This is a genomic window from Streptomyces sp. NPDC002403, from assembly GCF_053593015.1.
In genome coordinates, this window is record NZ_JBSFBQ010000001.1 from 161,265 (window position 1) to 184,626 (window position 23,362).

21 protein-coding genes are annotated in these 23,362 nt (G+C 70.2%); 14 read left to right on the forward strand and 7 right to left on the reverse strand.

The features are described 5' to 3' along the window. Positions 1 to 161 precede the first annotated feature (161 nt). Positions 162 to 1,394: an amidohydrolase family protein gene (locus ACWCPY_RS00760; RefSeq protein ID WP_451262156.1), complete on the forward strand. Its 1,233-nt coding sequence runs from the start codon at positions 162 to 164 to the stop codon at positions 1,392 to 1,394. A 94-nt stretch (positions 1,395 to 1,488) separates the two neighbouring features. Here ACWCPY_RS00760 and ACWCPY_RS00765 read toward each other — a convergent pair whose 3' ends face one another. After that, positions 1,489 to 2,316, reverse strand: coding sequence for a MerR family transcriptional regulator (locus ACWCPY_RS00765; protein WP_451262157.1), 828 nt, complete (start codon positions 2,314 to 2,316; stop codon positions 1,489 to 1,491). Between the two features lie 194 nt (positions 2,317 to 2,510). After that, positions 2,511 to 2,714 carry a cold-shock protein gene (locus ACWCPY_RS00770; RefSeq protein ID WP_003967102.1) on the reverse strand — a complete coding sequence of 68 codons (204 nt, stop codon included), beginning with the start codon at positions 2,712 to 2,714 and terminating at the stop codon, positions 2,511 to 2,513. A gap of 415 nt (positions 2,715 to 3,129) precedes the next feature. Here ACWCPY_RS00770 and ACWCPY_RS00775 point away from each other — a divergent pair, with 415 nt between their 5' ends. The 4 genes from ACWCPY_RS00775 to ACWCPY_RS00790 all read left to right on the forward strand — a co-directional run bounded on the left by ACWCPY_RS00775 (position 3,130) and on the right by ACWCPY_RS00790 (position 8,145). Beyond that, positions 3,130 to 4,008 (forward strand): menaquinone biosynthetic enzyme MqnA/MqnD family protein, encoded by an 879-nt coding sequence (locus ACWCPY_RS00775; RefSeq protein WP_451262158.1) that lies wholly within the window; start codon positions 3,130 to 3,132, stop codon positions 4,006 to 4,008. Between the two features lie 404 nt (positions 4,009 to 4,412). Continuing rightward, positions 4,413 to 6,239, forward strand: a complete 1,827-nt coding sequence (locus ACWCPY_RS00780; protein ID WP_451262159.1) for a serine/threonine-protein kinase — start codon at positions 4,413 to 4,415, stop codon at positions 6,237 to 6,239. Between the two features lie 72 nt (positions 6,240 to 6,311). Further along, entirely contained in the window at positions 6,312 to 7,511 is a 1,200-nt protein-coding gene (gene mqnC / locus ACWCPY_RS00785; RefSeq protein ID WP_403766717.1) for a cyclic dehypoxanthinyl futalosine synthase, read from the forward strand. A gap of 7 nt (positions 7,512 to 7,518) precedes the next feature. After that, the gene (locus ACWCPY_RS00790) at positions 7,519 to 8,145 is read left to right on the forward strand and encodes a hypothetical protein (RefSeq protein ID WP_451262161.1); all 627 of its coding nucleotides are present in this window, start codon (positions 7,519 to 7,521) and stop codon (positions 8,143 to 8,145) included. A gap of 22 nt (positions 8,146 to 8,167) precedes the next feature. On the opposite strand, the gene ACWCPY_RS00795 is transcribed toward ACWCPY_RS00790, so the two are convergent. After that, complete coding sequence (locus ACWCPY_RS00795) at positions 8,168 to 8,884, reverse strand: DUF3152 domain-containing protein (RefSeq protein ID WP_451262162.1); 717 nt, start codon at positions 8,882 to 8,884, stop codon at positions 8,168 to 8,170. Positions 8,885 to 9,022: 138 nt separating this feature from the next. Here ACWCPY_RS00795 and ACWCPY_RS00800 point away from each other — a divergent pair, with 138 nt between their 5' ends. Then, the gene (locus tag ACWCPY_RS00800; protein WP_451262163.1) at positions 9,023 to 9,715 is read left to right on the forward strand and encodes a demethylmenaquinone methyltransferase; all 693 of its coding nucleotides are present in this window, start codon (positions 9,023 to 9,025) and stop codon (positions 9,713 to 9,715) included. Positions 9,716 to 9,799: 84 nt separating this feature from the next. On the opposite strand, the gene ACWCPY_RS00805 is transcribed toward ACWCPY_RS00800, so the two are convergent. Then, a complete protein-coding gene (locus ACWCPY_RS00805) occupies positions 9,800 to 10,324 on the reverse strand; it encodes a GNAT family N-acetyltransferase (protein WP_451262164.1) in 525 nt (174 codons plus the stop codon). Positions 10,325 to 10,421: 97 nt separating this feature from the next. On the opposite strand from ACWCPY_RS00805, the gene ACWCPY_RS00810 reads away from it, so the two are divergent. The 3 genes from ACWCPY_RS00810 (at position 10,422) to ACWCPY_RS00820 (ending at position 13,538) form a co-directional block, all read left to right on the forward strand. Then, positions 10,422 to 11,708: a geranylgeranyl reductase family protein gene (locus ACWCPY_RS00810; RefSeq protein WP_451262165.1), complete on the forward strand. Its 1,287-nt coding sequence runs from the start codon at positions 10,422 to 10,424 to the stop codon at positions 11,706 to 11,708. A 217-nt stretch (positions 11,709 to 11,925) separates the two neighbouring features. After that, positions 11,926 to 13,107 carry an aromatic ring-hydroxylating oxygenase subunit alpha gene (locus tag ACWCPY_RS00815; RefSeq protein WP_451262166.1) on the forward strand — a complete coding sequence of 394 codons (1,182 nt, stop codon included), beginning with the start codon at positions 11,926 to 11,928 and terminating at the stop codon, positions 13,105 to 13,107. After that, entirely contained in the window at positions 13,104 to 13,538 is a 435-nt protein-coding gene (locus ACWCPY_RS00820) for a PaaI family thioesterase (RefSeq protein ID WP_451262167.1), read from the forward strand. The genes ACWCPY_RS00815 and ACWCPY_RS00820 overlap by 4 nt, the downstream gene beginning before the upstream one ends. 158 nt (positions 13,539 to 13,696) lie before the next feature. On the opposite strand, the gene ACWCPY_RS00825 is transcribed toward ACWCPY_RS00820, so the two are convergent. Beyond that, positions 13,697 to 15,214, reverse strand: a complete 1,518-nt coding sequence (locus ACWCPY_RS00825) for a class I adenylate-forming enzyme family protein (protein ID WP_451262168.1) — start codon at positions 15,212 to 15,214, stop codon at positions 13,697 to 13,699. 341 nt (positions 15,215 to 15,555) lie between these two features. Between ACWCPY_RS00825 and ACWCPY_RS00830 the strand changes: the two genes are divergently transcribed. The 3 genes from ACWCPY_RS00830 (at position 15,556) to ACWCPY_RS00840 (ending at position 18,500) form a co-directional block, all read left to right on the forward strand. Beyond that, positions 15,556 to 16,002, forward strand: coding sequence for an amino acid ABC transporter permease (locus ACWCPY_RS00830; protein WP_451262169.1), 447 nt, complete (start codon positions 15,556 to 15,558; stop codon positions 16,000 to 16,002). Between the two features lie 3 nt (positions 16,003 to 16,005). Continuing rightward, positions 16,006 to 17,946 (forward strand): alpha/beta hydrolase, encoded by a 1,941-nt coding sequence (locus tag ACWCPY_RS00835; protein WP_451262170.1) that lies wholly within the window; start codon positions 16,006 to 16,008, stop codon positions 17,944 to 17,946. A gap of 89 nt (positions 17,947 to 18,035) precedes the next feature. After that, a complete protein-coding gene (locus ACWCPY_RS00840) occupies positions 18,036 to 18,500 on the forward strand; it encodes a hypothetical protein (protein WP_451262171.1) in 465 nt (154 codons plus the stop codon). A 41-nt stretch (positions 18,501 to 18,541) separates the two neighbouring features. Here the strand turns inward: ACWCPY_RS00840 and ACWCPY_RS00845 are convergent, their stop codons facing one another. Then, complete coding sequence (locus tag ACWCPY_RS00845; RefSeq protein WP_451262172.1) at positions 18,542 to 20,200, reverse strand: penicillin-binding transpeptidase domain-containing protein; 1,659 nt, start codon at positions 20,198 to 20,200, stop codon at positions 18,542 to 18,544. Between the two features lie 115 nt (positions 20,201 to 20,315). Between ACWCPY_RS00845 and ACWCPY_RS00850 the strand changes: the two genes are divergently transcribed. After that, positions 20,316 to 21,245, forward strand: coding sequence for a LysR family transcriptional regulator (locus ACWCPY_RS00850; RefSeq protein ID WP_451262173.1), 930 nt, complete (start codon positions 20,316 to 20,318; stop codon positions 21,243 to 21,245). Between the two features lie 14 nt (positions 21,246 to 21,259). Beyond that, on the forward strand, positions 21,260 to 22,132 hold the full coding sequence (locus ACWCPY_RS00855; protein WP_451262397.1) for a serine hydrolase: 873 nt from the start codon (positions 21,260 to 21,262) through the stop codon (positions 22,130 to 22,132). Positions 22,133 to 22,181: 49 nt separating this feature from the next. On the opposite strand, the gene ACWCPY_RS00860 is transcribed toward ACWCPY_RS00855, so the two are convergent. Further along, positions 22,182 to 23,330 (reverse strand): abortive phage infection protein, encoded by a 1,149-nt coding sequence (locus tag ACWCPY_RS00860; protein WP_451262174.1) that lies wholly within the window; start codon positions 23,328 to 23,330, stop codon positions 22,182 to 22,184. Positions 23,331 to 23,362: the final 32 nt, after the last annotated feature.

Below are 23,362 nucleotides of genomic sequence, written 5' to 3' on the forward strand. Positions count from 1 at the left end.
GATTGCTCGGTACCGCTGGTATCGCGCTCAACAGTCTGCCTTGTCTTGGGCAGGCACGTCAGCAGTGGGTGACTCTCTGCACAAGCCCTCGACAACGATTGAGGAACGGGGTCCGGTCGAGATTACTGACGGTTCGTCAGATCGGCGCTACCGTGGAGAACATGGAGACCTTCCCGAAGATCATCTCGGTGGACGACCACACGGTGGAGCCCGCTCATGTCTGGCGGGACCGGCTCCCGTCCAAGTACCTCGACCGCGGCCCGCGGATCGTCCGCGCACCGCTCAAGGAAATGACCTTCATGGGCGGGAAGTTCGCGCCCGTGATGGGTGCGAAGGGCGATGACGGGCCGATCGGCGACTGGTGGGTGTACGAGGATCTGCACCGCCCGCTCACCCGGCTCGACACCGCGGTCGGCTACGACCGGGACGAGATCAAGCTGGAGATCATCACGTACGAGCAGATGCGTCCGGGTTCGTTCTCGGTGCCCGAACGTCTCGCGGACATGGACGTCAACCACGTCCAGTCCGCGCTCTGCTTCCCCACCTTCCCGCGTTTCTGCGGCCAGACCTTCACCGAAGCGAAGGACCGCGAGCTGGGGCTGCTCGGAGTGCGCGCGTACAACGACTGGATGGTCGAGGAGTGGTGCGGGCCCGAGGCGCGGGGCCGGCTCATACCGCTCACCCTGATCCCGCTCTGGGACGCCCGGCTGGCCGCCGAGGAGGTCCGGCGCAACGCGGCGCGCGGCGTGCGAGCGGTGGCGTTCTCCGAGATACCCCCGCATCTCGGACTGCCGTCGATTCACACGGACGAGTGGGATCCCTTCCTGCAGGCCTGTGACGAGACGGGGACGGTGATCGCGATGCACATCGGCTCGTCCTCGCGGATGCCGTCCACCTCGGCCGACGCCCCGCCCGCCGTCGGATCCACCATCACCTTCGCCAACTGCTGCTTCTCGATGGTCGACTGGCTGATGAGCGGCAAGTTCGAGCGGTTCCCGAACCTCCGGATCATGTACGCGGAGGGGCAGATCGGGTGGATCCCGTACATCCTCGAACGCGCCGACGTGGTCTGGGAGGAGAACCGGGCCTGGGGCGGCGTCGCCGACAAGGTCCACCGCCCGCCGTCGGAGCTGTTCGCCGAGCACGTCTACGGCTGCTTCTTCGACGACGCCTTCGGGCTCAAGAACCTGGACTCGATCGGCGTCGGGAACGTCCTGTACGAGACGGACTACCCGCACTCCGACTCCACCTGGCCCAAGTCGCGCGAGGTCGGAGAGGCGCAGATGGGGCATCTGGACGCCGATGTGGTGGACCGGATCGTGCGCCGCAACGCGATCGATCTGCTGGGACTGACGGACGACGGACTGTGGGCGGGGTCCGGCGGAGGGCACTAGGGCCTCTCGTTTGGATCAGGCCGGATCAGGGAAGAACGTGACACTTCAGGCATCGGGTGTCACGTTCTTTCCCCCGGCAGGCGTCCGGAGCGGGTCAGATCCTGACGACCGGCTCCTGGAGCTCCGTCACCCACTTGTCCCGGTCCTCGGGGCACTCCAGGCTGACCTCGCGGGCGTACCCCGCGGACCGGTAGCCGTTGGCGTCGATCCAGCGGGCCAGGGCCTGGGACGTCGGCAGTACGCCGTCCATGGAACCCCGGTGGACGATGGTCGCCGCCTCGAACGGGGGCAGCTCGACCACCGTGATCCCGGTGTCGCCCAGCGGGCCGACCGGGGCGGACACCGTGACCCCGGCGTGGACGACGACGGCGCCGCCGCCTTCCGGGGCGTCCTCGTAGTACGCGATCCCCGGCCCGCTCGGGCCGACGCCCGTGCCGTCCAGCAGCGGGAAGAGCCGGTCGTACAGCGGACCGATCACCGGAGTGATGTCCTCCGGTTCATAGCTCGCCGCGGTGCCGGCCAGCTCGGCGACCCGTACGGCGGCGACATTCCTGACGACGGCATCGTCCACGGACATGCGTCCCTCGCTCTCGATCGACCGGAGCCTCGCCTCGACCTGCGCCAGCCGTGCGGCCGCCGCCCTCATGGCCTCCTCCAGCTCGGCCTGGCGCAGCCGCAGCATCCCGCGCAGCTCCTCCGGCCCCACCTGCTCGTCGAGGATGGCCCGCACCTGCTGGAGCGTGAAGCCGAGATCCTTGAGCGCGATGACGCGGTTGAGGCGGGCGAGCTGGGCGGCGCCGTAGAAGCGGTAGCCGGTGGCGGGGTCGGTGCGGTCGGGGTGCAGCAGCCCGATGGCGTCGTAGTGACGCAGCATCCGGGCCGACACCCGCCCGTACCTGGCGAAGTCTCCGATGGTGAACATGATGTCTCCCAGCGCACCCCTTCACGCGGTGTCAAGGTCAAGCGCCGCGGTCCCGCGGCCGGGGAACCGGACGAAAAGGCGGGTGTCGGAAGATGAGGAGGAACGGAAAAGGCAGGAGCCCCGTTCCCCGCCGAAGCGGAGGAGCGGGGCTCCTTGGGTACTACTAGCCGGCCGCGATCGGCCGACCCGGGCAACTAGGCCGGGGTGACGTTCTCAGCCTGCGGACCCTTGGGTCCCTGAGTGACGTCGAAGTTCACGACCTGGTTCTCCTCGAGGGAGCGGAACCCGGACGCGTTGATCGCGGAGTAGTGGACGAAGACATCCGGGCCGCCGCCGTCCTGGGCGATGAAGCCGAAGCCCTTTTCAGCGTTGAACCACTTGACGGTTCCGGTAGCCATAAGCCCTCCTTGGGCCAAAGGGTTGCCCTGCTCCAGAACCTGCAAAGAAGTCTGAAAACTACAAAAGCCTGCGGGTTACATGCTCCGCAGGCTCTGTACTGCAAGGGAAACCAAACTGCAACTTGCGTCGAGCCTAGCACGCAGCGTGTATCGAACGGTAGAGGGAAAGATCACTTCACCCGGATGTTTGATTGCCGTGCCGATGAGCTGACGAAGTGGGCGTACCGGAGGGTGTCGCGAAGGCGACTTCCAGGGGTACGGAGAACGCCTTCGGGACGCTTCGGAAGCGGTTCCGGACCGGCCGGGGCGGCGCCCTCGTTCCCGTACGGCGGGATGCGGGCTCCCGGGGGTGAGGCAGGGCGCGCCCCGCGCCCCCGGTGCCGTGCGGATCGCGCCACGGGTCTAGCCTCGCGATGTGGACAATTCAACCGTCTCAACCGTCGCAGGCGACGGCCGTCGCAGCCGGCCGCGCGTCGGCCACATCCAGTTCCTGAACTGCCTCCCCCTGTACTGGGGCCTGGCACGCACCGGGACCCTGCTCGACCTGGAGCTCTCGAAGGACACCCCGGAGAAGCTCAGCGAGCAGCTGATCAGGGGCGATCTGGACATCGGCCCCGTCACGCTCGTGGAGTTCCTGCGCAACGCCGACGACCTGGTCGCCTTCCCCGACATCGCGGTGGGCTGCGACGGGCCCGTCATGTCCTGCGTGATCGTGTCGCAGGTGCCGCTGGACCAGCTGGACCGGGCCCGGGTGGCGCTCGGCTCGACCTCGCGCACCTCCGTACGCCTGGCCCAGCTGCTGCTCGCCGAGCGGTACGGGGTCGAACCGGACTACTACACCTGCCCGCCGGACCTCGGCCTGATGATGCAGGAGGCGGACGCCGCCGTGCTGATCGGCGACGCCGCGCTGCGCGCCAACCTGCACGACGCGCCGCGGCTCGGCCTCCAGGTCCACGACCTGGGCCAGATGTGGAAGGAGTGGACCGGGCTGCCGTTCGTCTTCGCGGTCTGGGCGGCCCGCAAGGACTACCTGGCGGCCGAGCCCCATCACGTGAACAAGGCGCACGAGGCATTCCTGGCCTCGCGGGACCTCTCCCTGGAGGAGGTCACCAAGGTCGCGGAGCAGGCGGCGCGCTGGGAGGCCTTCGACTCGGAGGTGCTGGAGCGGTACTTCACGACCCTGGACTTCCGCTTCGGCCCGGACCAGCTGGCGGGCGTGCGGGAGTTCGCGCGCCGGGTCGGTCCGACGACCGGCTTCCCGGCGGACGTGAAGGTCGAGCTGCTCGGCGGCTGACCGCGAGGCGGGCCGGGGCGGGGCCGGGATATGCGGGATATAGGTGAATCCTGTACTTCTTCGGCCGGGCTTCTCGGGGCGGGGCTTCTTCGGGCCCTTAATCCTTCCCCGCCCTTCTCCCGGCTTCCCCGGCATCTCCCGTTCCTTCTCCCGGTTTCCGCCGGTCCGGCCTCGATTCGGGTTATTACGTCTCGAATAGCCGATTCCCCGATGGTGCCCGCGGTGTGCCCCGGCCGGAACCCGGAATCGCTCGGGTGAACGACGCATTCACGCCTTTTGTTGTGTCGAAAGCTGTTGTTCGTTCCCTTAGGAGCGAAATAGGCGGATGGTTTCCCCTGTGACCCGATGACCTTCGCCCCCTAGGCTTCGGTCGGAGGTCAGGCCGGTCCACAGGGGGAGTCCATATGCAGCCGCTGGAAGCCGGCGAACCGCTGAGCATCGGTGCCTACCGATTGCTCGGCAGGCTCGGTGCGGGCGGCATGGGCCGGGTCTATCTGGGGCGCAGTGCCGGCGGGCGCACCGTGGCGGTCAAGGTCGTGCACCCGCATTTCGCTCTCGACGAGCAGTTCCGTGCGCGCTTCCGCCGCGAAGTGGACGCGGCACGGCGGATCGGCGCGCAATGGACGGCCCCCGTTCTGGACGCCGACCCGGATGCGCCCATTCCCTGGGTCGCCACCGGCTACGTGGCCGGCCCGCCGCTCTCCGCCGCGGTCGCCGAGCACGGGCCGCTGCCCGAGAACGCGGTACGGACACTGGGCGCCGGACTCGGCGAGGCACTGGCCGCGGTGCACGGGCAGGGCGTCATCCACCGCGATGTGAAGCCGTCCAACGTACTGCTGGCCCTGGACGGCCCCCGGCTGATCGACTTCGGGATCGCCCATGCCATCGGCGCCACCGCCTCGCTCACCTCCACCGGGGTCTCGGTCGGCTCGCCCGGCTACATGGCGCCGGAACAGATCCGGGGTACCGACATCTCGGGTGCGGCCGATGTCTTCTCGCTCGGCGCGGTGCTCTCCTACGCGGCGACCGGCACCGCTCCCTTCCTCGGCGACTCCTCGGCCGTACTCCTCTACAAGGTGGTGCACGAGGAGCCCGAACTGGGGGAGCTGGAGGGGGACCTGCGGGAGCTCATCGCCGGGTGCCTGGAGAAGGAGCCCGAGGACCGGCCCACGCCCATGGAGCTGGCCCGGCGGCTGGCGCCGGGCGGCGCCGCCGCGCTGGTGGCGGCCGGCTGGCTGCCCGGACCGCTGGTGCGCGAGGTCAGCCAGGCGGCGGTCGCGCTGCTGGACCTGGAGCCGCAGGACGTGCCGGCGCAGTCGGGGCCGGTGCCGTTCAGCAGCGCGGCGTGGGGCGCCGTCGGCGCCACCGACATGAACGGGGCGAACGGGGCCGGGACCGGAGGTGTGGGCGGCGGGTTCGGGACGCCGGCCGAGCCCTTCCCCACGCACGACCCGACCCGGCTCTCCCACCCGGGCGTCCTGCCCTCGTGGCCCGCGACCGCGGGCGCGGCCCAGTCGGCCAGGACGGCGGGGGCGTCGCGGGCCGACGCGTCCGGGCTGCCCGGACCACGCGCGTCCGACCCCCATTTCTCCGTCACCGTCGGCACGGACTCCGGCCCGGCCCGGCCGGATGCGGACCGGGGCCGGAGGCTGAGCTGCACCGTCGCCCTCGCGGTGGCGGGCGCGCTCGCCGCCGTGACCGTGGGCGGCGCGTTCCTCTTCGACCTGATGCCGGGCGGCGGCGGCCGGAACAGCGCCGAGCACGGCAACGCCGGCAGCACCCCGCCCGCCGCCACCCCGTCCGCCCGGCCCTCGCAGCCCACGGACACGGGCACGGCGAGCCCGGAGGGGATCACCGGACTCCCGAAGGAGTTCATCGGCACCTGGAAGGGCCCGGTGACCGAGAAGACCACCGGTGAGCCGCACGGCACGCTCACCGCCGTCTTCACCGCGGGGAAGACGGGCACGGACGTGGTCCGGATGAACACCGAGCTCACCAGCCTCGGGGTCACCGTCAGCTGCAACAGCGTCGCCAGCCTCACCTCCGGCACCCCCGAGGAAGTGACCCTCCACGAACGCGTCGACCCGGACCGGCCCAGCACCCCGGCCCTGTGCACCTCCACCACCACCGACGTCCACTTCACCCGGGCCGCCGACGGCACCCTGCGTTTCCGGTCCGAGGAGCGGGGCGCGGGCCTGCCGTACGGCACGCTGAGCCGGTCCGGCGGCTGACCCCGCAAGGGGCTGGCGTACGCTGAGCCGGTCCGTAGATCCGTTGAAAAACCGCCGAAAGGTGACAGCCCGGTGACCGAGAAGGCCGACCTCCAGCCCATCCTCGACCGAGCCGCCGAGGGCGGTCGGATCTCTCCGGAGGAGGCGCTCGACCTCTACCGCTCGGCGCCGCTGCACGCGCTGGGCGCGGCCGCCGACGCCGTACGCCGCCGCCGTTACGCCGGTACGGAGCACATCGCGACGTACATCATCGAGCGCAACATCAACTACACGAATGTCTGTGTCACGGCCTGCAAGTTCTGCGCCTTCTACGCCGCGCCGAAGGACACCGCCAAGGGCTGGTCCCGCGACCTCGACGACATCCTGCGCCGCTGCGCGGAGACCGTCGAGCTCGGCGGTACGCAGATCATGTTCCAGGGCGGGCACCACCCGGACTACGGCGTCGAGTACTACGAGGAGCACTTCTCCGCGATCAAGAAGGCGTTCCCGCAGCTGGTCATCCACTCGCTGGGCGCCTCCGAGGTCGAGCACATGGCCCGGATCTCCAAGGTCTCCGTCGACGAGGCCGTCCAGCGCATCCACGCCGCCGGTCTCGACTCCTTCGCGGGAGCCGGCGCCGAGCTGCTGCCGGCCCGGCCGCGTACCGCGATCGCCCCGCTCAAGGAGTCCGGCGAGCGCTGGCTGGAGATCATGGAGATCGCCCACCGGCTCGGTGTCGAGTCCACCTCCACCATGCTGATGGGCACCGGCGAGACCAACGCCGAGCGCATCGAGCACCTGCGGATGATCCGCGACGTGCAGGACCGCACCGGCGGCTTCCGCGCCTTCATCCCGTACACGTACCAGCCGGAGAACAACAAGCTGAAGGGGCAGACGCAGGCCACGCTCTTCGAGTACCTGCGGATGATCGCCATCGCCCGGATCTTCCTCGACAACGTCGCCCACATCCAGGGCTCCTGGCTGACCACCGGCAAGGAGGTCGGCCAGCTCTCGCTGCACTACGGCGCCGACGACCTCGGCTCGATCATGCTGGAGGAGAACGTCGTCTCCTCGGCCGGTGCCAAGCACCGCTCCAACCGCCTGGAGATCATCGATCTGATCCGCAAGGCGGACCGGGTGCCGGCCCAGCGCGCCACCACGTACGAGCACCTCGTCGTGCACGACGACCCGGCGAACGACCCGGTCGACGAGCGCGTGGTCTCGCATATCTCCTCCACCGCCATCGAGGGCGGCACGGCGCACCCGGAGCTGAAGCTCCTCAACGCCAACTGAGTCCGTCTTGCTGACGGTTCACGCCGCCGACGCGGTGCACGGCGCCCCGGACGGGGCGGACTCCGTGGCCGTGGACGGCGGTGTGCTCGTCGCCGTCGGCGGGTACGGGGAGCTGACCGCCGCCCGTCCGCGGGCCCGGATCCGGCGGTGGTCCGGGCTGATCACCCCGGGGCTGCTGAACGCGGCGGCCCCGGCGCTGCTGGAGGCCGCCTACCACCCGGACCCGCGCGAGGCCGACGAGCTCGGCACCGAACCGCTCACCGGCGACGCGCTCACCGCACTCGGCATGGACGACGCCCGCTGGGGTGCCAGTGCCCGGCGCGGCCTGCAACGGATGCTGCGGCACGGCACGACCGCCGTCCGGGGCCCGTTCACCCGCCCCGCCGTGCGCACCGCGGTCGCCCGCTCGGGCCTGCGCGTCCACGCCCCCGGCCCGGTGCCGGAACACGTGTCGCTCGACCCGCTGGCTTCGGTGCCGGAGCCCGGCGAGGCGTTCGCGGCGGCCCTGACCGTCGGCGGGCCCGCGGACCTGGCGGTGTTCGCCGTACCGGACCTCGCGGCGCTGCGGGCCGAGGGTGCCGGGAGCTGTGTGGCGACGGTGCTCGGCGGGCGGCTGGTCTTCCGCCGCAGCTGACGCGTACGTACGGCGGCCCGGCTCACGGCACCGGCGGGCCGCCCAGATAGCGGCCCTTCGCGTCGTACGGCCAGGCGTTGGAGACACACCCCTTCAGCCCGTAGATCTGCTGCATCATCGCGGGGGCGGGGCGGCCCCTGCCCGGGCAGGTCTCGTGGCCGTGGCCCAGCCAGTGGCCCACCTCGTGGTTGATGATCAGGGCCCGGTACTCGGCGAGCGGGCCGTGGAACTCGGGCGATCCGTGCTGCCAGCGCTTGAGGTTGACCATGACGTCGGTGCCGACCCGGCAGTTGACCTCGCCGTGGGTGTCGAGGCCGCCCTTGCCGCAGAGGGCGTCGGTGGTCGCCGGGGTGGCGATACGGATGACGAGTCCCGCCGGTCCTGCGGCGACCCTGTGGAAGGTCTGCTCGCCGTGGTGCGACCAGCCCCGCGGCGCGGCCAGGATCCGGGCGATCTCGGCTGCGGCCCGGTCCGGGGCGACGCCCGAACCGTCCTCCACCTCGACCCGGTACGCCCTGCCCCCGCCCTTGCCCTCGGCGGTGTCCTGGGCGCGGGCGCCGGTGAACGTGCCGGTGCCCGGCGAACTCGCGGACGCGGACGGCGCGGACGGCTTCTCCTCGGCGCCGGTACTCCACCGGGGCCCCAGCACGGCTGCGGCACAGATCAGCGCCGCCGGGACGACCACGGCGGCGGACGGGCGTCTTCGGCGGCCCTGCGGCCCCGAACCTCGTGCGGACATCTGAGCTCCCCCCTGGATCCCGGCGGCTCGGTGCCCCCATCTGTACTGACCATCGGCGGAACCGATCGGTTCAGTCCATCCGGGTCACGACTTGCGACCGGCGCGGAGCGGCGCGGACCGGGCTGCTTGAATGGACGGGTGACCCGAGCCTCCCTGGAAAAGCAGCCGCACGAAGTAGCCACGATGTTCGACGACGTGGCGGCGAACTACGACCTCACCAACGACGTGCTGTCACTCGGCCAGGCCCGGCTGTGGCGCAAGGAGGTCGCGAAGGCGGTGCACGCCCGGCCCGCGGAGAAGATCCTCGACCTGGCCGCGGGCACCGCGACGTCGTCGCTGCCGTTCGCCGCGACGGGCGCGTACGTCGTGCCGTGCGACTTCTCCCTCGGCATGCTCCGGGAGGGCAAGAAGCGCCACTCCTGGCTGCCCTTCACCGCGGGCGACGCCACCAGGCTGCCGTTCCGCGACGAGACCTTCGACGCGGTGACGATCTCCTTCGGGCTGCGCAACGTGCAGGACACGGACGCGGCGCTGCGCGAGCTGCACCGGGTCACCAAGCCGGGCGGCCGGGTGGTGATCTGCGAGTTCTCGCAGCCGGTCTGGGCACCGTTCCGCACCGTGTACACCGAGTACCTGATGCGGGCGCTGCCGCCGGTCGCGCGCGCGGTGTCGTCCAACCCCGACGCGTACGTCTACCTCGCCGAGTCCATCCGCGCCTGGCCCGACCAGCCCGGACTCGCGGCCGCGCTCCAGCGGGCCGGCTGGTCGAAGGTCGCCTGGCGCAACCTCACCGGCGGTGTGGTGGCGCTGCACCGGGGCGTGCGCCCCTGAGGCAACGGGTCCGGCGACCTCTGCCGAGGGGAACCGGGCGGCCGGGAGACGTGCCCGTCGAAGCGCGCCTGTCCCGCCGCGCGTTCACGGCGTCAGGGTCAGCCGGAAGCAGACCACCTCCTGGCCCGTCCCCGGCGTCGTGAAGCTCTCGGCCCGCTCCATCCCCAGCCGCCGGGCCACGGCCATGGACCGTTCGTTCCCCGCGTCGATCGTCGCCACCACCCGCTCCACCCCGGCCGCGCGCAGCCGCTCCAGCGTGAGGCGCGCGGCGGCGGTGGCGTAACCCCGGCCCCAGGCGGTCCGGGCCAGCCGCCAGCCGATCTCGATCTCGCCGACCGGCCCGTACTCGGTCCGCGGCCACGGCTGGGCACCGGTGAAGCCGGCCACCTCGCCGTCCTCGCCCAGCACCGTCCACAGGCAGTAGCCGAGTTCGGCGTCGTACCTGCGCTGCCGGGCGGTCCACTCGTCGTACATCGAGAGCTCCTCCGACGCACCGCCGAAGAACTCCATCACCTCGGGGTCGTCGAAGGCGCGGTGCCAGGAGAGCGCGTCCTCGTCGGTCGGGACGCGCAGCTGTACGGAGGGAGCGCCGGGAAGCACGGTCGACATCTGGGAGCCCTTCGGAAGGTCGATCAGCGAACCCCCCTAGACTGCATGGGACAGGTGCCGCGCGGCACGCGATTTCGAGTCTTCGGGAGATCCGACCGTGACCGAGCAGCCCCTCTCCGAACACAGCGCGGATGTGATCGTCGTCGGGGCAGGCCCGGCCGGCTCCACGACGGCGTACTACCTCGCCAAGGCCGGACTGGACGTTCTGCTCCTGGAGAAGACGGCCTTCCCCCGCGAGAAGGTCTGCGGCGACGGTCTCACCCCGCGCGCCACCAAGCAGCTCGTCTCCATGGGCATCGACATCTCCGAAGAGGCCGGCTGGCTGCGCAACAAGGGCCTGCGCATCATCGGCGGCGGCGTCCGCCTCCAGCTGGACTGGCCCGATCTCGCCTCGTACCCGGACTACGGACTGGTCCGCAAGCGCGACGACTTCGACGAGCAGCTGGCCCGCCAGGCGCAGAAGGCGGGCGCGCGGCTGTACGAGCGCTGCAACGTCGGTGCCCCGATCGTCGACGACCGCACCGGCCGCATCACCGGCGTCCACGCGAAGCTCGGCGAGGAGAAGACCCCGGTCACCTTCCACGCCCCGCTCGTCGTCGCCGCCGACGGCAACTCCACCCGGCTGTCGCTCGCCATGGGCCTGCACCGCCGCGAGGACCGCCCGATGGGCGTCGCCGTGCGTACGTACTTCACCTCGCCCCGCCATGACGACGACTACCTGGAGTCCTGGCTGGAGCTGTGGGACCGGCGCGGCCCCCAGGACCGGCTGCTGCCCGGCTACGGCTGGATCTTCGGCATGGGCGACGGCACGTCCAACGTCGGCCTCGGCATCCTCAACTCCTCCTCCGCGTTCAAGGAGCTGGACTGGCGCGAGGTCCTCAAGGCGTGGTGCGCCTCGATGCCGGAGGACTGGGGCTACACCCCGGACAACATGACGACGCCGATCCGCGGTGCCGCCCTTCCGATGGCCTTCAACCGCCAGCCGCACTACACCAAGGGCCTCCTGCTCGTCGGTGACGCGGGCGGCATGGTCAACCCGTTCAACGGCGAAGGCATCGCGTACGCCATGGAGTCGGGCCAGATCGCCGCGGACGTCATCGTCCAGGCCCACGCCCGTGCGACCCCGGCCCAGCGCGAACTGGCGCTGAACAACTACCCGAAGGTGCTCAAGGAGACCTACGGCGGCTACTACACGATGGGCCGCGCCTTCGTGAAGCTGATCGGCAACCCCAAGGTCATGAAGGTCGCCACCCAGCGCGGCCTGACGCACCCCCTGCTGATGAAGTTCACCCTGAAGATGCTCGCCAACCTGACCGACCCCACGGGCGGCGACGCGATGGACCGCATCATCAACGGCCTGTCCAAGGTGGCCCCGAAGGCCTGACCCTCGCAGGCCGGCCGGCTCCCGTACCACCGGCCGGCCTGCGGCCGAAATCCGTAACTTCTGGCTCCCGGCGCCCAGTTGCGCGCCGAGCGGGCTGTCCAGTCCTGCCTCGGAGGATCGTTGCCCCGCTCCCGCATCGTCCGTACCATGAATTGAACGAGGGTTCATGGCTTGATCTGGACGTGGGGGACAGATGCAACACGGGGAACAGGTAGACATGCTCAAGCGCCTTCTCGCGCTGCGCGAGACGCGCCGCGACGAGAAGATGCTCGATGAGGTCGTCACGCTTCCGGTCACCAAGTACACGGACGAGGGGCTCCTGGAGCAGGAGATCGCCTCGGCCTTCTCCCGGTACCCGCTGATCGCGGGTCACGCGTCGGCGCTCGCCGAACCCGGGGCCTATCTGACCAGCGACTGGGACCAGTTCCCGTACTTCGTCGTCAGAGGCGAGGACGGCCGGGTCCGCGCCTTCTACAACCAGTGCCGCCATCGCGGCGCCCGGCTCGCCGAGGCGCCCGCCGGCACGGTGAAGAACTTCGTCTGCCCCTTCCACGGCTGGGTCTACGGGCTCGACGGCGCCCTGAAGGGCATCACCCGGGCGCACGACTTCCCGGGCGTGAACCCGTGCGACTACGGGCTGGTGGAACTGCCGGCCACGGAGGCGGGAGGCCTGATCTGGGTCGCCCGGACGCCCGGGGCCCCGCTCGACATCCCCGGCTTCCTCGGGACGTTCTTCGAGGACCTCGTGAACTTCGACGTGGCCTCGCTGGTCCAGTACAAGAAGACGAAGGTGGTCAAGGAAGCCAACTGGAAGCTGCTGATCAAGACGTACCTGGAGGGCTACCACGTCCCTTACCTCCACCGGGACACGCTCGCGTCCGCCTTCAAGAGGGGCGTGATCGCCCACGACGGCGACGGGCCGCACATCCGGCTGTCCGCGGCGCGCACCAACATAGGCGAGATCGCCCTCAAGCCGGAGGAGGAGTGGCGCATCCTCGACTACGCCTCCGTGTACTACACGCTCTTCCCCAACACCTTCTTCATCCTGCATCCCGACTACGTGTCCATCAACACGTTCTGGCCGCTGAGCCCCGACCGGACGATCTGGACCCACGAGATGCTCTACCGGGCCGAGGACTTCGCCGGTTCCGCCGGGCAGAGTGCCCTGGAGAAGCGGTTCCGGTTCACCAACGACACCGTGTTCGACCAGGAGGACTTCGCCATCGCCGAGGACGTGCAACGCCACCTCGTGCACGGCGGCAGCGACCACCACGTCCTGGGACTCGCGGAGGGCCTGCTCGCGATGTTCCAGAGCAACATAGACGAGCGGCTCACCGCTCCGGGCGAGGCTGCCGATACTCCGGTCACCACCCGCGCGACGACAGGACAGCACTCATGACCACGGACATCAGCGAATTCGCGCACGGCATCTTCAAGGCCCAGCCCTTCAGTATGTTCCTGGGCGCCGAACTCACCTCGGTGGGGCCCGGCTCGGCCGAGATCCGCATCTCCAACCGGCCCGAGATCCAGCAGCAGCACGGCTTCGTGCACGGAGGCGTCCTCAGCTATCTGGCGGACAACGCGCTGACCTTCGCGGGAGGACTCGCCCTGGGGGGCGATGCGCTCACCGCCGAATACAAGATCAACTACATCAAGCCGGCGGTCGGCGACACCGTCATCGCCCGCGCGCAGGCCACCGCCACCACCCGGCGGCAGGCCGTGTGCCAGTGCTCCGTCTACGTGACGTCGTCGGAGGGCGCCGAGCGCCTGGTCGCCGTGGCGCAAGGGACGATCGTGACGGCGGGCGAGCGCTCGGCGCAGGAGGACTGACGGCGGACGGCCGCCCACCGCCGTTCACCCGCGCCGTCTCCCGCGCCTGCCGCCGTCTCCCCGGCCCCTGGCGAGAAGACCCCGTCCTCACGCCAGGGGCCGTTCCGTGCCGGGGGCCGCCCTGTGTCAGGGGCGGTTCCTCGTACGGCGAGGCGTGGTCAGCGAGCGTCCGGCAGCGCCTGCTCACGCAGGACGTGTTTCATCACCTTGCCGGAGGGAGTGCGGGGGAGGGACGGGACCACCACCAGCTCCCGCGGGATCTTGTACTTGGCCAGCGTCGAGGAGACGAACCGGCGCAACTCATCGAGGGTCACGGGTGCGTTCGCCTCGACGACGGCCACGACGGTCTCTCCCCACTCCTCGTGCGGCCGGCCGATGACGGCGCAGTCCTGGACCGCCGGATGCTGGCGCAGCGCCTCCTCCACCTCGGGGGAGAAGACGTTCTCGCCGCCGGTGATGACGACATCCTTGAGCCGGTCGACGATGAACAGGTAACCGTCCTCGTCGACGCGTGCCAGATCCCCGGACTTGTACCAGTCGCCGTCGAACGCGCGCTCCGTCGCCGCCGGGTCGTCGAGGTAGCCGATCATCCGCGTACCCGAGCGCAGCCACAGTTCCCCGGTCTCGCCGGCGCGGGCGTCGGAGCCGTCGGCCCCGACCACACGGATGTCCACGCCGGGCATTCCCCCGGCGCCGATCGACCCGGCCTTGGCGACCTGCTCCTGAGGATAGAGAGCGGAACCGACGGGGCCCATCTCGGTCATCCCGTACACCTGGTAGAAGCGGTCGGATCCGTAGGCGGCCTGCAGCATCCGTACGGTCTGCGCTCCCAGCGGTGCACCGCCGTAGGCCCACAGCCGCATGTGCGACAGATCGAAGCCCGACAGGTCACGTCCCGCCGCCTCCAGTGTCTTCAGCGGGGCGAGGTAGGCGATGGGCGCGCCGAAGAACGCCGTGGCCCGGTGCTTCTGGACGGCTTCGAGGAAGGCGACGGGCTGGTACTCCTTGAGCAGGACCACGGTGCCGCCCAGGTAGATCATGGACAGGAACCAGTTGTTCAGCGGCGCGGCGTGCCAGATCGGCATCGCGATGAGGAACCGGTCGTCGCGGCGCAGACCGGTGGCCGCGGTGGTGTACGCGGGCACGCTGGACAGGCCGCGGTGCGAGTGGAGACACCCCTTGGGCGCACTGGTCGTCCCGGAGGTGTACAGCACCTGTGCGACGGCGTCGGGCCCGACGTCCACGCCGTCCCACTCCTGTGCCTCAGTGACGCACAGGTCGAACTCGCCGCCGCCGGTGTCGCTCGTGGTGAGAGCGGCGACGCCGGGGGCCCCTTCGCGCATGCGCCCGGCCAGTTCCTCCGCCACGACCGCCACACGCACCTTCGCGTGCCCGACGACGTACGCCACCTCATGTGCGGTGAACTTGTGGTTGATGGGCACCAGGGCCGCGCCGGCCCGCCAGATCCCGAACGCGGCCACGGCGAAGGCGGGAGTGTTGTACATCATCACGCCCACGCGGTCGCCCGGCCGCACCCCGCGCTCACGCAGTACGGCAGCCGCGCGCTTCGAGGCCGAGAGCAGCTCGGCGTAGGTCATCGAGCCGAGGTCGGAAACCACGGCGGGCTTCGCGGCAGAGGCGCGAGCCGACTTCTCCAGCATCCACGTCAGGTTCATTGCAGGACTCTCCACATCCCGTCGCGGCCGCGGCGCGACGAAGCGCGGTCCTGCCGCAACTCCTGGATGGCGCTCCCACCGGCTCAGCAAGGATTGAATCATTGTTCAATATTCTGCGGAAGCCTCAACAGCCCCTGGTGCGAGGGCGGATGACGCGTCAGCGGCGCGCCGTGGCCGCGGCGGGTAGGTACGGATACTCAGGGCCCGTGTGGGTGACCGTACGGACGTGACACCGAGCGCCTCGTCTGTAACGTCTGTGGCGACCGGCTCCGGCGAGCGCAGCAGGCGCGGCCGGAGAACTCGCCCGGGCGGTGGCCCGGGTCGCGGGGGAGGGCGCGGGCATGGCGTGGGACGAGTGGGAACAGGTCAAGGCACAGGTTGCCGAGCGGCGCACCGCTCGATTACAGCTCAACAGCCTTGCGGGGGACGGCGGACACGCCGGTCCGTCCGGTGGCGGGGGCGGTGCCGGAACGCTCAGGCACAAGGGCGGCCCGTGGACGAAGGCGGCCAGCACGGCGGACGATCTCCAGACCGGCACGATCACCGCGAAGGTCGACCTGCGCAGAGCCCACGACGGCATCGTCGGCGGTCTGGCCGGGCTGTCCAGCCTCGGGGCACTCAAGTCCGTTCTCACTTCGTGGGACGAACGCTTCGGCCGGGTCCGTGAGGAGTGCGGTTCTCTGGAGCCGAAGCTGCGGCAGGTGGCTGTGGACCTCGCCGAGGTGGACGCCGAGGTGGGGGAGAGAGCGAAGGCGGTCGTGGTGCCGGGCACGCGGAGGGGCGAGTAGGCCATGACCACAGAACCCGGGCTGACATGGCAGCGGTTCCGCGACCTCGAACTGTCGGAACTGACCGACGCCGCCGACGGCTGGCGTGCCGCCTCCGCGTTCGCCGATGCCGCTCGCGAACGTGTCGAGGGTGACATGGGCGGCAGGCTCGCCAAGACACAGAACAGCGAGTCCGCCCGATCGGCCGTGAAGCGACTGAAGCGGCTGAGCGAGAACTACCACTACATCCACACCGAGACCGGCCTCGTCCGAGGCGCCCTCGACGGGCTCGCCGGCGAACTCGGCGCACCGCAGCGCCGGTTGCGCGAGGCCCTGGAGGACGCTGCCTCGCTCGGATACACCGTCAACGACAACGGCAGCATCGTCTACCCCGCCGGCGGTACGAACGAGCTGACCGGCGACGCGATCCCCGGTGGCTCCGTGGTGGGCGACAACGGCCTCATCGGTGCCGGGAACCCCGGGCTGTACCGCGATGCCGACGGCATGCTGAACCCCGCCCCGGGCCCGGGTGCTCCCGCGCTGAAGAGCCCCAACCCGCACCGTGCCAAGGCCCAGGACGTCGCCGACCGCCTTGCCCATGCCATGCGGGAAGCGCACGAGATCGATGCGCGGTACAGCTCGGCACTCAAGAAGCTGAAGGCGGCCCCGGGCCTCACGGTCGACACCAAGACGTGGGCGGATGTGGGCTCGGACGCCGACGCGGTGAGCCAAGCCGCCCAGAAGTACCTGGAGACACACCTTCCGCTCGACAAGTCGCCTGCCGAGCGCAAGGAGTGGTGGGACCACCTTGGTCAGGAGCAGCGTGAGGAGTACATGTCCGCGTTTCCGGGGGTGATCGGGAACTTGGACGGGATTCCGGCACTGGCGCGCGATGAGGCGAACCGCGAGAATCTCCAGCTGCTCATCGGGCGACTCGGTGTGAAGGACGACGATGCTTCCCGAGACATGCTGGGTGGTCTGAGAGGGATCCAGGAGAAGCTGGAGAAAGGCGGCAAGTTGCCGATGTACCTGCTGGGCATCGGCGATGAGGGGAACGGCCGCGCGATCATTGCCTATGGCAACCCCGACACCGCCGACAACGTCTCGGCATATGTTCCGGGACTCGGAACCAAGTTGGATGCGGAGTTCGCCGACGGAACGGTCGACCGAGCATTGCAGACAGCCCGCGGCGCGCAAAACGCCGACCCGTCCAGCAGGACATCGTCGATCGTGTGGCTCGGATACGACGCTCCGCAGGTGACGCCAGGTGATCTGGCCAGCGGGAAAAGCGTGATGTTCACGAACGATGCCGAGGCAGGAGCCCCCGCCTACAACGCGTTCATGGCGGGGATCTCCGCAACGCACGAGGGCAGCCCCCCGCACGTCACGGCCATTGGACACTCCTACGGATCCCTCACGGTCGGGCTCGCAGCCCAGGAGAAGGGCGGCATCCCCGGCGCCGATGACATCATCCTGGTGGGCAGCCCAGGCACGGGTGCGGACACCGCTCAGGACCTCAACGTGGGCAAGGGCCACGTGTACGTAGGCGCAGCCGACAACGACATCGTCACCAAACTTCCGAACCACGCGGAAGCCTCCGGAATGACCTCCGGCGCGGTCGGCGGCGGGTCGACCGGATTTGTTCTGGGAGCCGGCATGGCCGGCCCGCCGGGAGCGCTGATCGGTGGCGGTGCCGGAGCCATCGTCGGAGGTATCGCCGGCTACACCGCCCAAGACGCACAATCCGACCCCAGTGAACGTTGGTTCGGCACCGACCCTGCAAGTGAGGATTTCGGAGCAACGCGGTTTGCGGTGAAGGATGGGGAAACCGTGTTGGAAGATCACGGAAAAATGTCGGCGCATTCAAATTATTTCAACCGGGCGAAAGATCAGATCTCGGCTGACAATATTGCCAACATTGTAGTTGGCAATTCTGACAGGATCACGCTGGAGACGCCTCGATGAGAATTTTGGGAGCTGTGGTATTGATGGTTGGGGCGCTGCTCCTGACCGGATGTGGCACATCAGGCGACTCGGCTGGGCGCGAGGTAAAGATGAACATGCAGGAAGCGGCAGTGCGTGCGGACGAGATCCTCGACGGTACGTTCGGCGCCATCAAGCCGCCAGTTCACTGGACGCACGATGAGTCGATTGAGGGGAGTTGTGACGTACAGAGAAGCCGGGCGGTCATGACGATCGTCTCGGAGGAACGTCGGGGGAGCTTCCTGGGGGTGATCGAACGCTACTGGAAGAGTCAGGGATACGAGCAGCTTGCAGTGAACAAATCGAAGAGTCCGGCGATGTACTACAGAACGCCCGACGGATTCAATGTGCGTGTTCTCATCGGTAGTAACGGGCAAGCTTTCTTCGAAGTCGCGACGCCTTGCGTAAATGCTTCGAAGGTGTCTCCGCCGAAGGCGGAGACGGTCGGCCCGAACTACGCCGGAAAAGATATTCCTTTTCCTGACGTCAGGTCGGATTTCTGGTCCGCGAAGAGCCCTCCCTCTCCCCACGCATGACTTTTCGGCAGGGTATCGACCGAAGGGCCCCGAGCCCGGCATCACGACGGGTCGTCAGGGACGGCGGACAAGAGGCTGTGCAGGATCGGACCGGCTGAACCGCCACCCGTGACGCCCTGCTCGACGACGCACGCCACAGCCACATTGCCGCGCCGTGCGACGAGCCAGCCGTTGTTGGGTTCGCTCTCGGAGACCTCCGCGGTGCCGGTCTTCGCGCCGATGGCACCGGGCAGATCGGCGAGCACATGCGCCGTCCCGTCGGTGACGGTGGCCCGCATCATCGTGCGCAGCTGGGTCACCACGGACGACGGGAGCGGCTTCGTCGAGGTGGTGTCCTCAGTGCTGGGGACGATGGTGGGCTGGTGGAAGCGGCCGGACGCCGCGGTCGCCGTGACGGACGCCATGATCAGCGGGTTCGCCTGGATCCGGCCCTGCCCGATCATCGAAGCGGCCTTCTCCGTCTCGTCCTTGGGCACCGGCACCGAGCCGTCGTACGACGGGATCCCCACGTGCCACTCCTGCCCGACCCCGAAGTACTCCCGGGCCACATCGCCGAGTTCGGCGTCGCCGAGCTTGCCCCGCAGGCTGATGAAGGCCGTGTTGCAGGACTTCGTGAAGTCCTGCCGGAAGGTGGCGCCCGGGAACTCGGACGTCTCGACGTTGTGGAACTCCTTGCCGACGGTGAGGTACTTGGGGCAGTCCACGACGTCGTCGGGCGCGACGGCGTTCTTGAGCAGCAGTGCGCTGCTCGTCACGATCTTCCAGGTGGAGCCGGGTGCGTACGTACCGGAGACCGCCCGGTTGAATCCGGTGGTGGGGGAGTTGGCCATCGCGAGGATCTCGCCGTTGTCGACCCGCAGGGCGACGAGCGAGGCGTTCTTGCCGTCGGCCTTGTCGGTCAGGGCCTTGTCGGCCGCTGCCTGCCAGGTGGCGTCGAGTGTCGTGGCCACGGGTCTGCCGGACGGCTGCCCGTCCTTCTTCCCGAAGGTGGTCTCCGTGCCCTCGACCTCGCCGGTGACCCGGTCGACGAGCAGGATCGCCCCGCGCGGCCCGGAGCCGCCCCCGGCGAATTGGGCCAGCACCGGCTGCAAGGACGGATGGGCGTCGCCCGTCAGGGACGTCCCGTTCCGGTCGGTGACCTCCGGCTCGGGTGTCTCCTCCCGCTCCAGGCGGAACTTGGCGGTGTCACTGAGATGCGGATGGACGAGCGACAGGGACCAGTCGACCTTCCAGGCCCCGTTCTTCTGTTCCCGGACGGGGAGCCGGGACCGGTAGGTCCAGGTGCCCAGCCCCTTGACGGGCATCTTCGCCGTGAAGGCGACCCGGACCGTGCCGTCGTCCTCCTTCGTGGCGCGCGCCGGGGCCAGCTCCGGCCTGCTGATGTCGAGACCCGAGGTGAAGTTGCTCAGCACCTCCCGGGCCTTCGCGGGACTCGTGGTGCGGGAGCCCGCGCTGTCGAGCCGGCCGCCCGCCCAGTCCGCGAGGAACGCCCGGGCCTGAGCGGTCGCCGCGGGATCGGGGGTGTCGCCGTGCCCGTCGCGCTCGAAGGGGCCGAGCCCGGCGGCATACGCGCCGCCTGCGGCGACGGCCGTCACGACGGTCACGGCGATGGCCGCCCGGAGACCGGGGCGACGGCCGCGGTGGCGGTGGGCGGCAGGGTGCCCGGAGTCCGCTCCGGGAGATGAGGAAAGGCGTGTCATGCCGTGAGGAGAGCAATCGGCTCAGGCATCTGTCCAAGTCGGATATCGATGAGTGATCGATCAAAATTGCATATGATTGCTGATCGTGGACCTGATCAGGCACCTGGAGTGCTTTGTGGCTGTTGCAGAAGAGTCACACTTCGGACGTGCCGCGGCCCGCCTCGGGATGGCCCAGCCGCCCCTGTCGCAACGCATCCAGCGGCTGGAGCGGGAGCTGGAGGTGCGGCTCTTCGACCGGTCCAGCCGTCAGGTGGCCATCACCAAGGCGGGCCTGCTGCTCCTGCCCGAGGCGCGCGAGCTGCTCACCCGGTCCGAGTCGCTGCGGGCGGCCGCACGCCGGATCAGGGACGGCGAGAGCGGACTGCTGCGGGCCGGGCTGCCGCCCGACATCGCCGGTGACACCGTCGCCGCGCTCCTCACGGGGTTCCGGGACCGGCGCTCCGGCGTGGAGCTGGAGCTGCACGAGCTGTCCACCACGGACCAGCTGACCCGCTTCGCCGCACATGAACTCGACGTCGGACTCATCCACCACCCCTGCGACGTGACCGGCCTCGAACTCGGCCCGGTGCTCCGGCGCGAGCTCGGCGTGCTGCTGTCGCGCGACGCCGGGGCGGCCGCACTGGCCGAGGTGCCGCTCTCCGCGCTCGCCGGATCCGACCTGATCCTCTTCCCGCGGGCCGGCGCCCCCGTGCTCTACGACGACCTGCTCACCACCTGCGCCCGCGGCGGCTACACACCGCCCGCGGTCCGGCATGGCCAGGGCGCCAGCTTTGTGCGCGGCCTCGTGCTCTCCGTCGGCGCCGTCGCCTTCGGCCCGCGCGACGCACGGGCCGCAGAACCCGACGCCGACCTGGTGTGGCGCCCTCTCGCGGGCGCCCCGCTGGCCTGGCGGCACTCCGTCGCCTGGCCGCGCGGGCACGGCGACACCGCCGTACGAGCCTTCGCCGACGCGGCCACGCACGCGCTGCGCACCACCGCCGACGCCCGACCCGACACCCCCACCCGCCCGATGCACCTGCGCCCGGCAGCGGAGTACTGGCTGTGACCCGAACCGTGAACGTGCCCGACGCCCCCGACCGCATCCGTGCGGCCTTCGCCGATGCCGGAGTCACCGGGCGGCTGCACGCCCTCGACATCGATTCCGGCGCCCGGCTCGGCGTCGACGCCGACCACCTCGTCTGCACGGCGAGCGTCCACAAGCTGTGCCTGCTGGTTGCACTGCACGACCGGGCCGCGGCCGGTGACCTCGACCTCACGGAGCAGGTCGAATGCCCGCCGGACGGCCGTACCCCGGGGCCCACCGGGCTCGCCGCGATGCTGGACGCCACCAGGCTGTCGCTGCGCGACCTCGCGTACCTGATGATGGCTGTCAGCGACAACGCCGCGGCGGATCTGCTCCTGGCCCGGGTCGGTCTCGACGCGGTCAACCGCGCGACGGCCCGCCTCGGCCTCGACGCGACACGGGCCGTGCACACCTTCGGCGCCATGCTCGCCGGCATCAAGGAGGACGCGGGACCCGCCGGTGCCCGGGCGCTGGCCGACCCGCACGTCGTCGCACGGCTGCGCGCCCTCGACCCGGCCCGCTCCAACCACAGCACCCCGCGGGACATGACCCGGCTGCTGCGCGCCGTCTGGCGCGACGAGGCATGTCCGCCCGAACACGGCGCGGCCATCAGGCGGGTGATGGGTCTCCAGGTGTGGCCGCACCGTCTGGCCTCCGGTTTCCCGTTCGACGACGTGCACGTCGCGGGGAAGACCGGTTCGCTGCCGACGCTGCGCAACGAGGTGGGCGTCGTCGAGTACCCCGACGGCGGCCGTTACGCCGTCGCCGTCTTCACCCGCACCGCCCACACCGCGGCCACGCTCCCCGCGGCCGACGCCGTCATCGGCACGGCCGCCCGCATCGCCGTGGACGCGCTGCGCAGCCGATAGTGCGAGGGGCCGGCCGCCACCTCCCGCGCACCGCTCCGGACAACGCCCCTCAGCGGCGCCCCGCCCGTCCGTAGCACCGTGCCAGGGCGTGGAAGGCCTGCTTCGGTTCCCAGTGCCAGTCGGACTCCGGGTCGTCGAACCGGTCCTTGACCGGCTTCACCACGGCGTAGCTCGCCATGTCCAGGTCGTAGCGCGGGACGGGTGAGTGCGGGGCGTCGGCGGTGACGAACTCGAAGGCCATCGCGGCGTACAGGCCCATCTCCTCGAAGACGCCGAGGAGTTCGGTGAGATAGGCGGCCTGGGTGCGCTCGCTGCGGACCAGGTCCCCTTTGATCTCGGGTGGTTGCTTGGTGTAGTCGACCGTGTCCCACCCCATGCCGCCCTGCTCGGGCGCCCCCGCGTACGTGCACGTGCCGAACTCCGTGATCGCCAGCGGCTTGCCCCAGCGCAGGTACGGGCGCAGCTCGCGCACATGGTCCGCGCGGTCGGGGAAGTACGAGTAGTAGTCGATGCCCACGATGTCGAAGAGGCTCCAGTCGACCTCGTCGTCCTGCGCGGCCGCGTACGAGAGCTTGCCGCCGAAGACCGACCGTCCGACCGCGGCGGCCCGTGCCGTGAACGCGGACAGGCGGCGCATCATCCGCTCCGGGTCGTAGGTGCCTTCCATCAGGTTGCGGATCCGCTCCTGCGCATTGGCGCCGGGCACGATGCCCGGTACGAACAGCCAGAACTCGCACCCCACGCTCAGGTCGGCCCGCGCGCCCTGGCGGCGCAACCGCTCCAGGTGGCGGCCGGTCTCCGCGAGGTGGTCGAGGATCTCCGACGCGGGACGGTCGCCCAGGGTCGGCTGGAGCCAGATGTGCAGGCCGAGCTCGGCGGCCTCGGACGCGGTGGCGTCGAGACGGTCGACGCCGTCGCCCGTCACCTCGATCGACGTGGCGTGCAGGTCGTTCCTGATGGCACGGAGATCCGCGCGCATACGGGCGGTGCTCCACGCGGTGCCGGGGGTCTCACCCGCGCCGACGGTGTAGCAGACCCCTCGGTGCTTCAGCCCGCCGCTGCCCGGGCGGTCGGTCGTCGCGGCCGAGGCCGACGGCCCGGTCAGGAACGGCCCGGCGGCCGCCGCGGCCCCGACCGCCCCCGCCCCGGCCAGGAACCTGGCCCGGCTGATTCCCCTGCTGCGCTCGCTGCGATGCACTCTGGCTCCCCGTGCGGTCGGCGGTTGGTGTG

Bases quoted from the DNA above. Each gene is read 5' to 3' on its own strand.
- ACWCPY_RS00760 (WP_451262156.1), top strand. From the start codon at position 162: ATGGAGACCTTCCCGAAGATCATCTCGGTGGACGACCACACGGTGGAG.
- ACWCPY_RS00765 (WP_451262157.1), bottom strand. From the start codon at position 2,316: ATGTTCACCATCGGAGACTTCGCCAGGTACGGGCGGGTGTCGGCCCGG.
- ACWCPY_RS00770 (WP_003967102.1), bottom strand. From the start codon at position 2,714: ATGGCTACCGGAACCGTCAAGTGGTTCAACGCTGAAAAGGGCTTCGGC.
- ACWCPY_RS00780 (WP_451262159.1), top strand. From the start codon at position 4,413: ATGCAGCCGCTGGAAGCCGGCGAACCGCTGAGCATCGGTGCCTACCGA.
- ACWCPY_RS00795 (WP_451262162.1), bottom strand. From the start codon at position 8,884: ATGTCCGCACGAGGTTCGGGGCCGCAGGGCCGCCGAAGACGCCCGTCC.
- ACWCPY_RS00805 (WP_451262164.1), bottom strand. From the start codon at position 10,324: ATGTCGACCGTGCTTCCCGGCGCTCCCTCCGTACAGCTGCGCGTCCCG.
- ACWCPY_RS00815 (WP_451262166.1), top strand. From the start codon at position 11,926: ATGCTCAAGCGCCTTCTCGCGCTGCGCGAGACGCGCCGCGACGAGAAG.
- ACWCPY_RS00820 (WP_451262167.1), top strand. From the start codon at position 13,104: ATGACCACGGACATCAGCGAATTCGCGCACGGCATCTTCAAGGCCCAG.
- ACWCPY_RS00825 (WP_451262168.1), bottom strand. From the start codon at position 15,214: ATGAACCTGACGTGGATGCTGGAGAAGTCGGCTCGCGCCTCTGCCGCG.
- ACWCPY_RS00830 (WP_451262169.1), top strand. From the start codon at position 15,556: ATGGCGTGGGACGAGTGGGAACAGGTCAAGGCACAGGTTGCCGAGCGG.
- ACWCPY_RS00835 (WP_451262170.1), top strand. From the start codon at position 16,006: ATGACCACAGAACCCGGGCTGACATGGCAGCGGTTCCGCGACCTCGAA.
- ACWCPY_RS00840 (WP_451262171.1), top strand. From the start codon at position 18,036: ATGAACATGCAGGAAGCGGCAGTGCGTGCGGACGAGATCCTCGACGGT.
- ACWCPY_RS00845 (WP_451262172.1), bottom strand. From the start codon at position 20,200: ATGACACGCCTTTCCTCATCTCCCGGAGCGGACTCCGGGCACCCTGCC.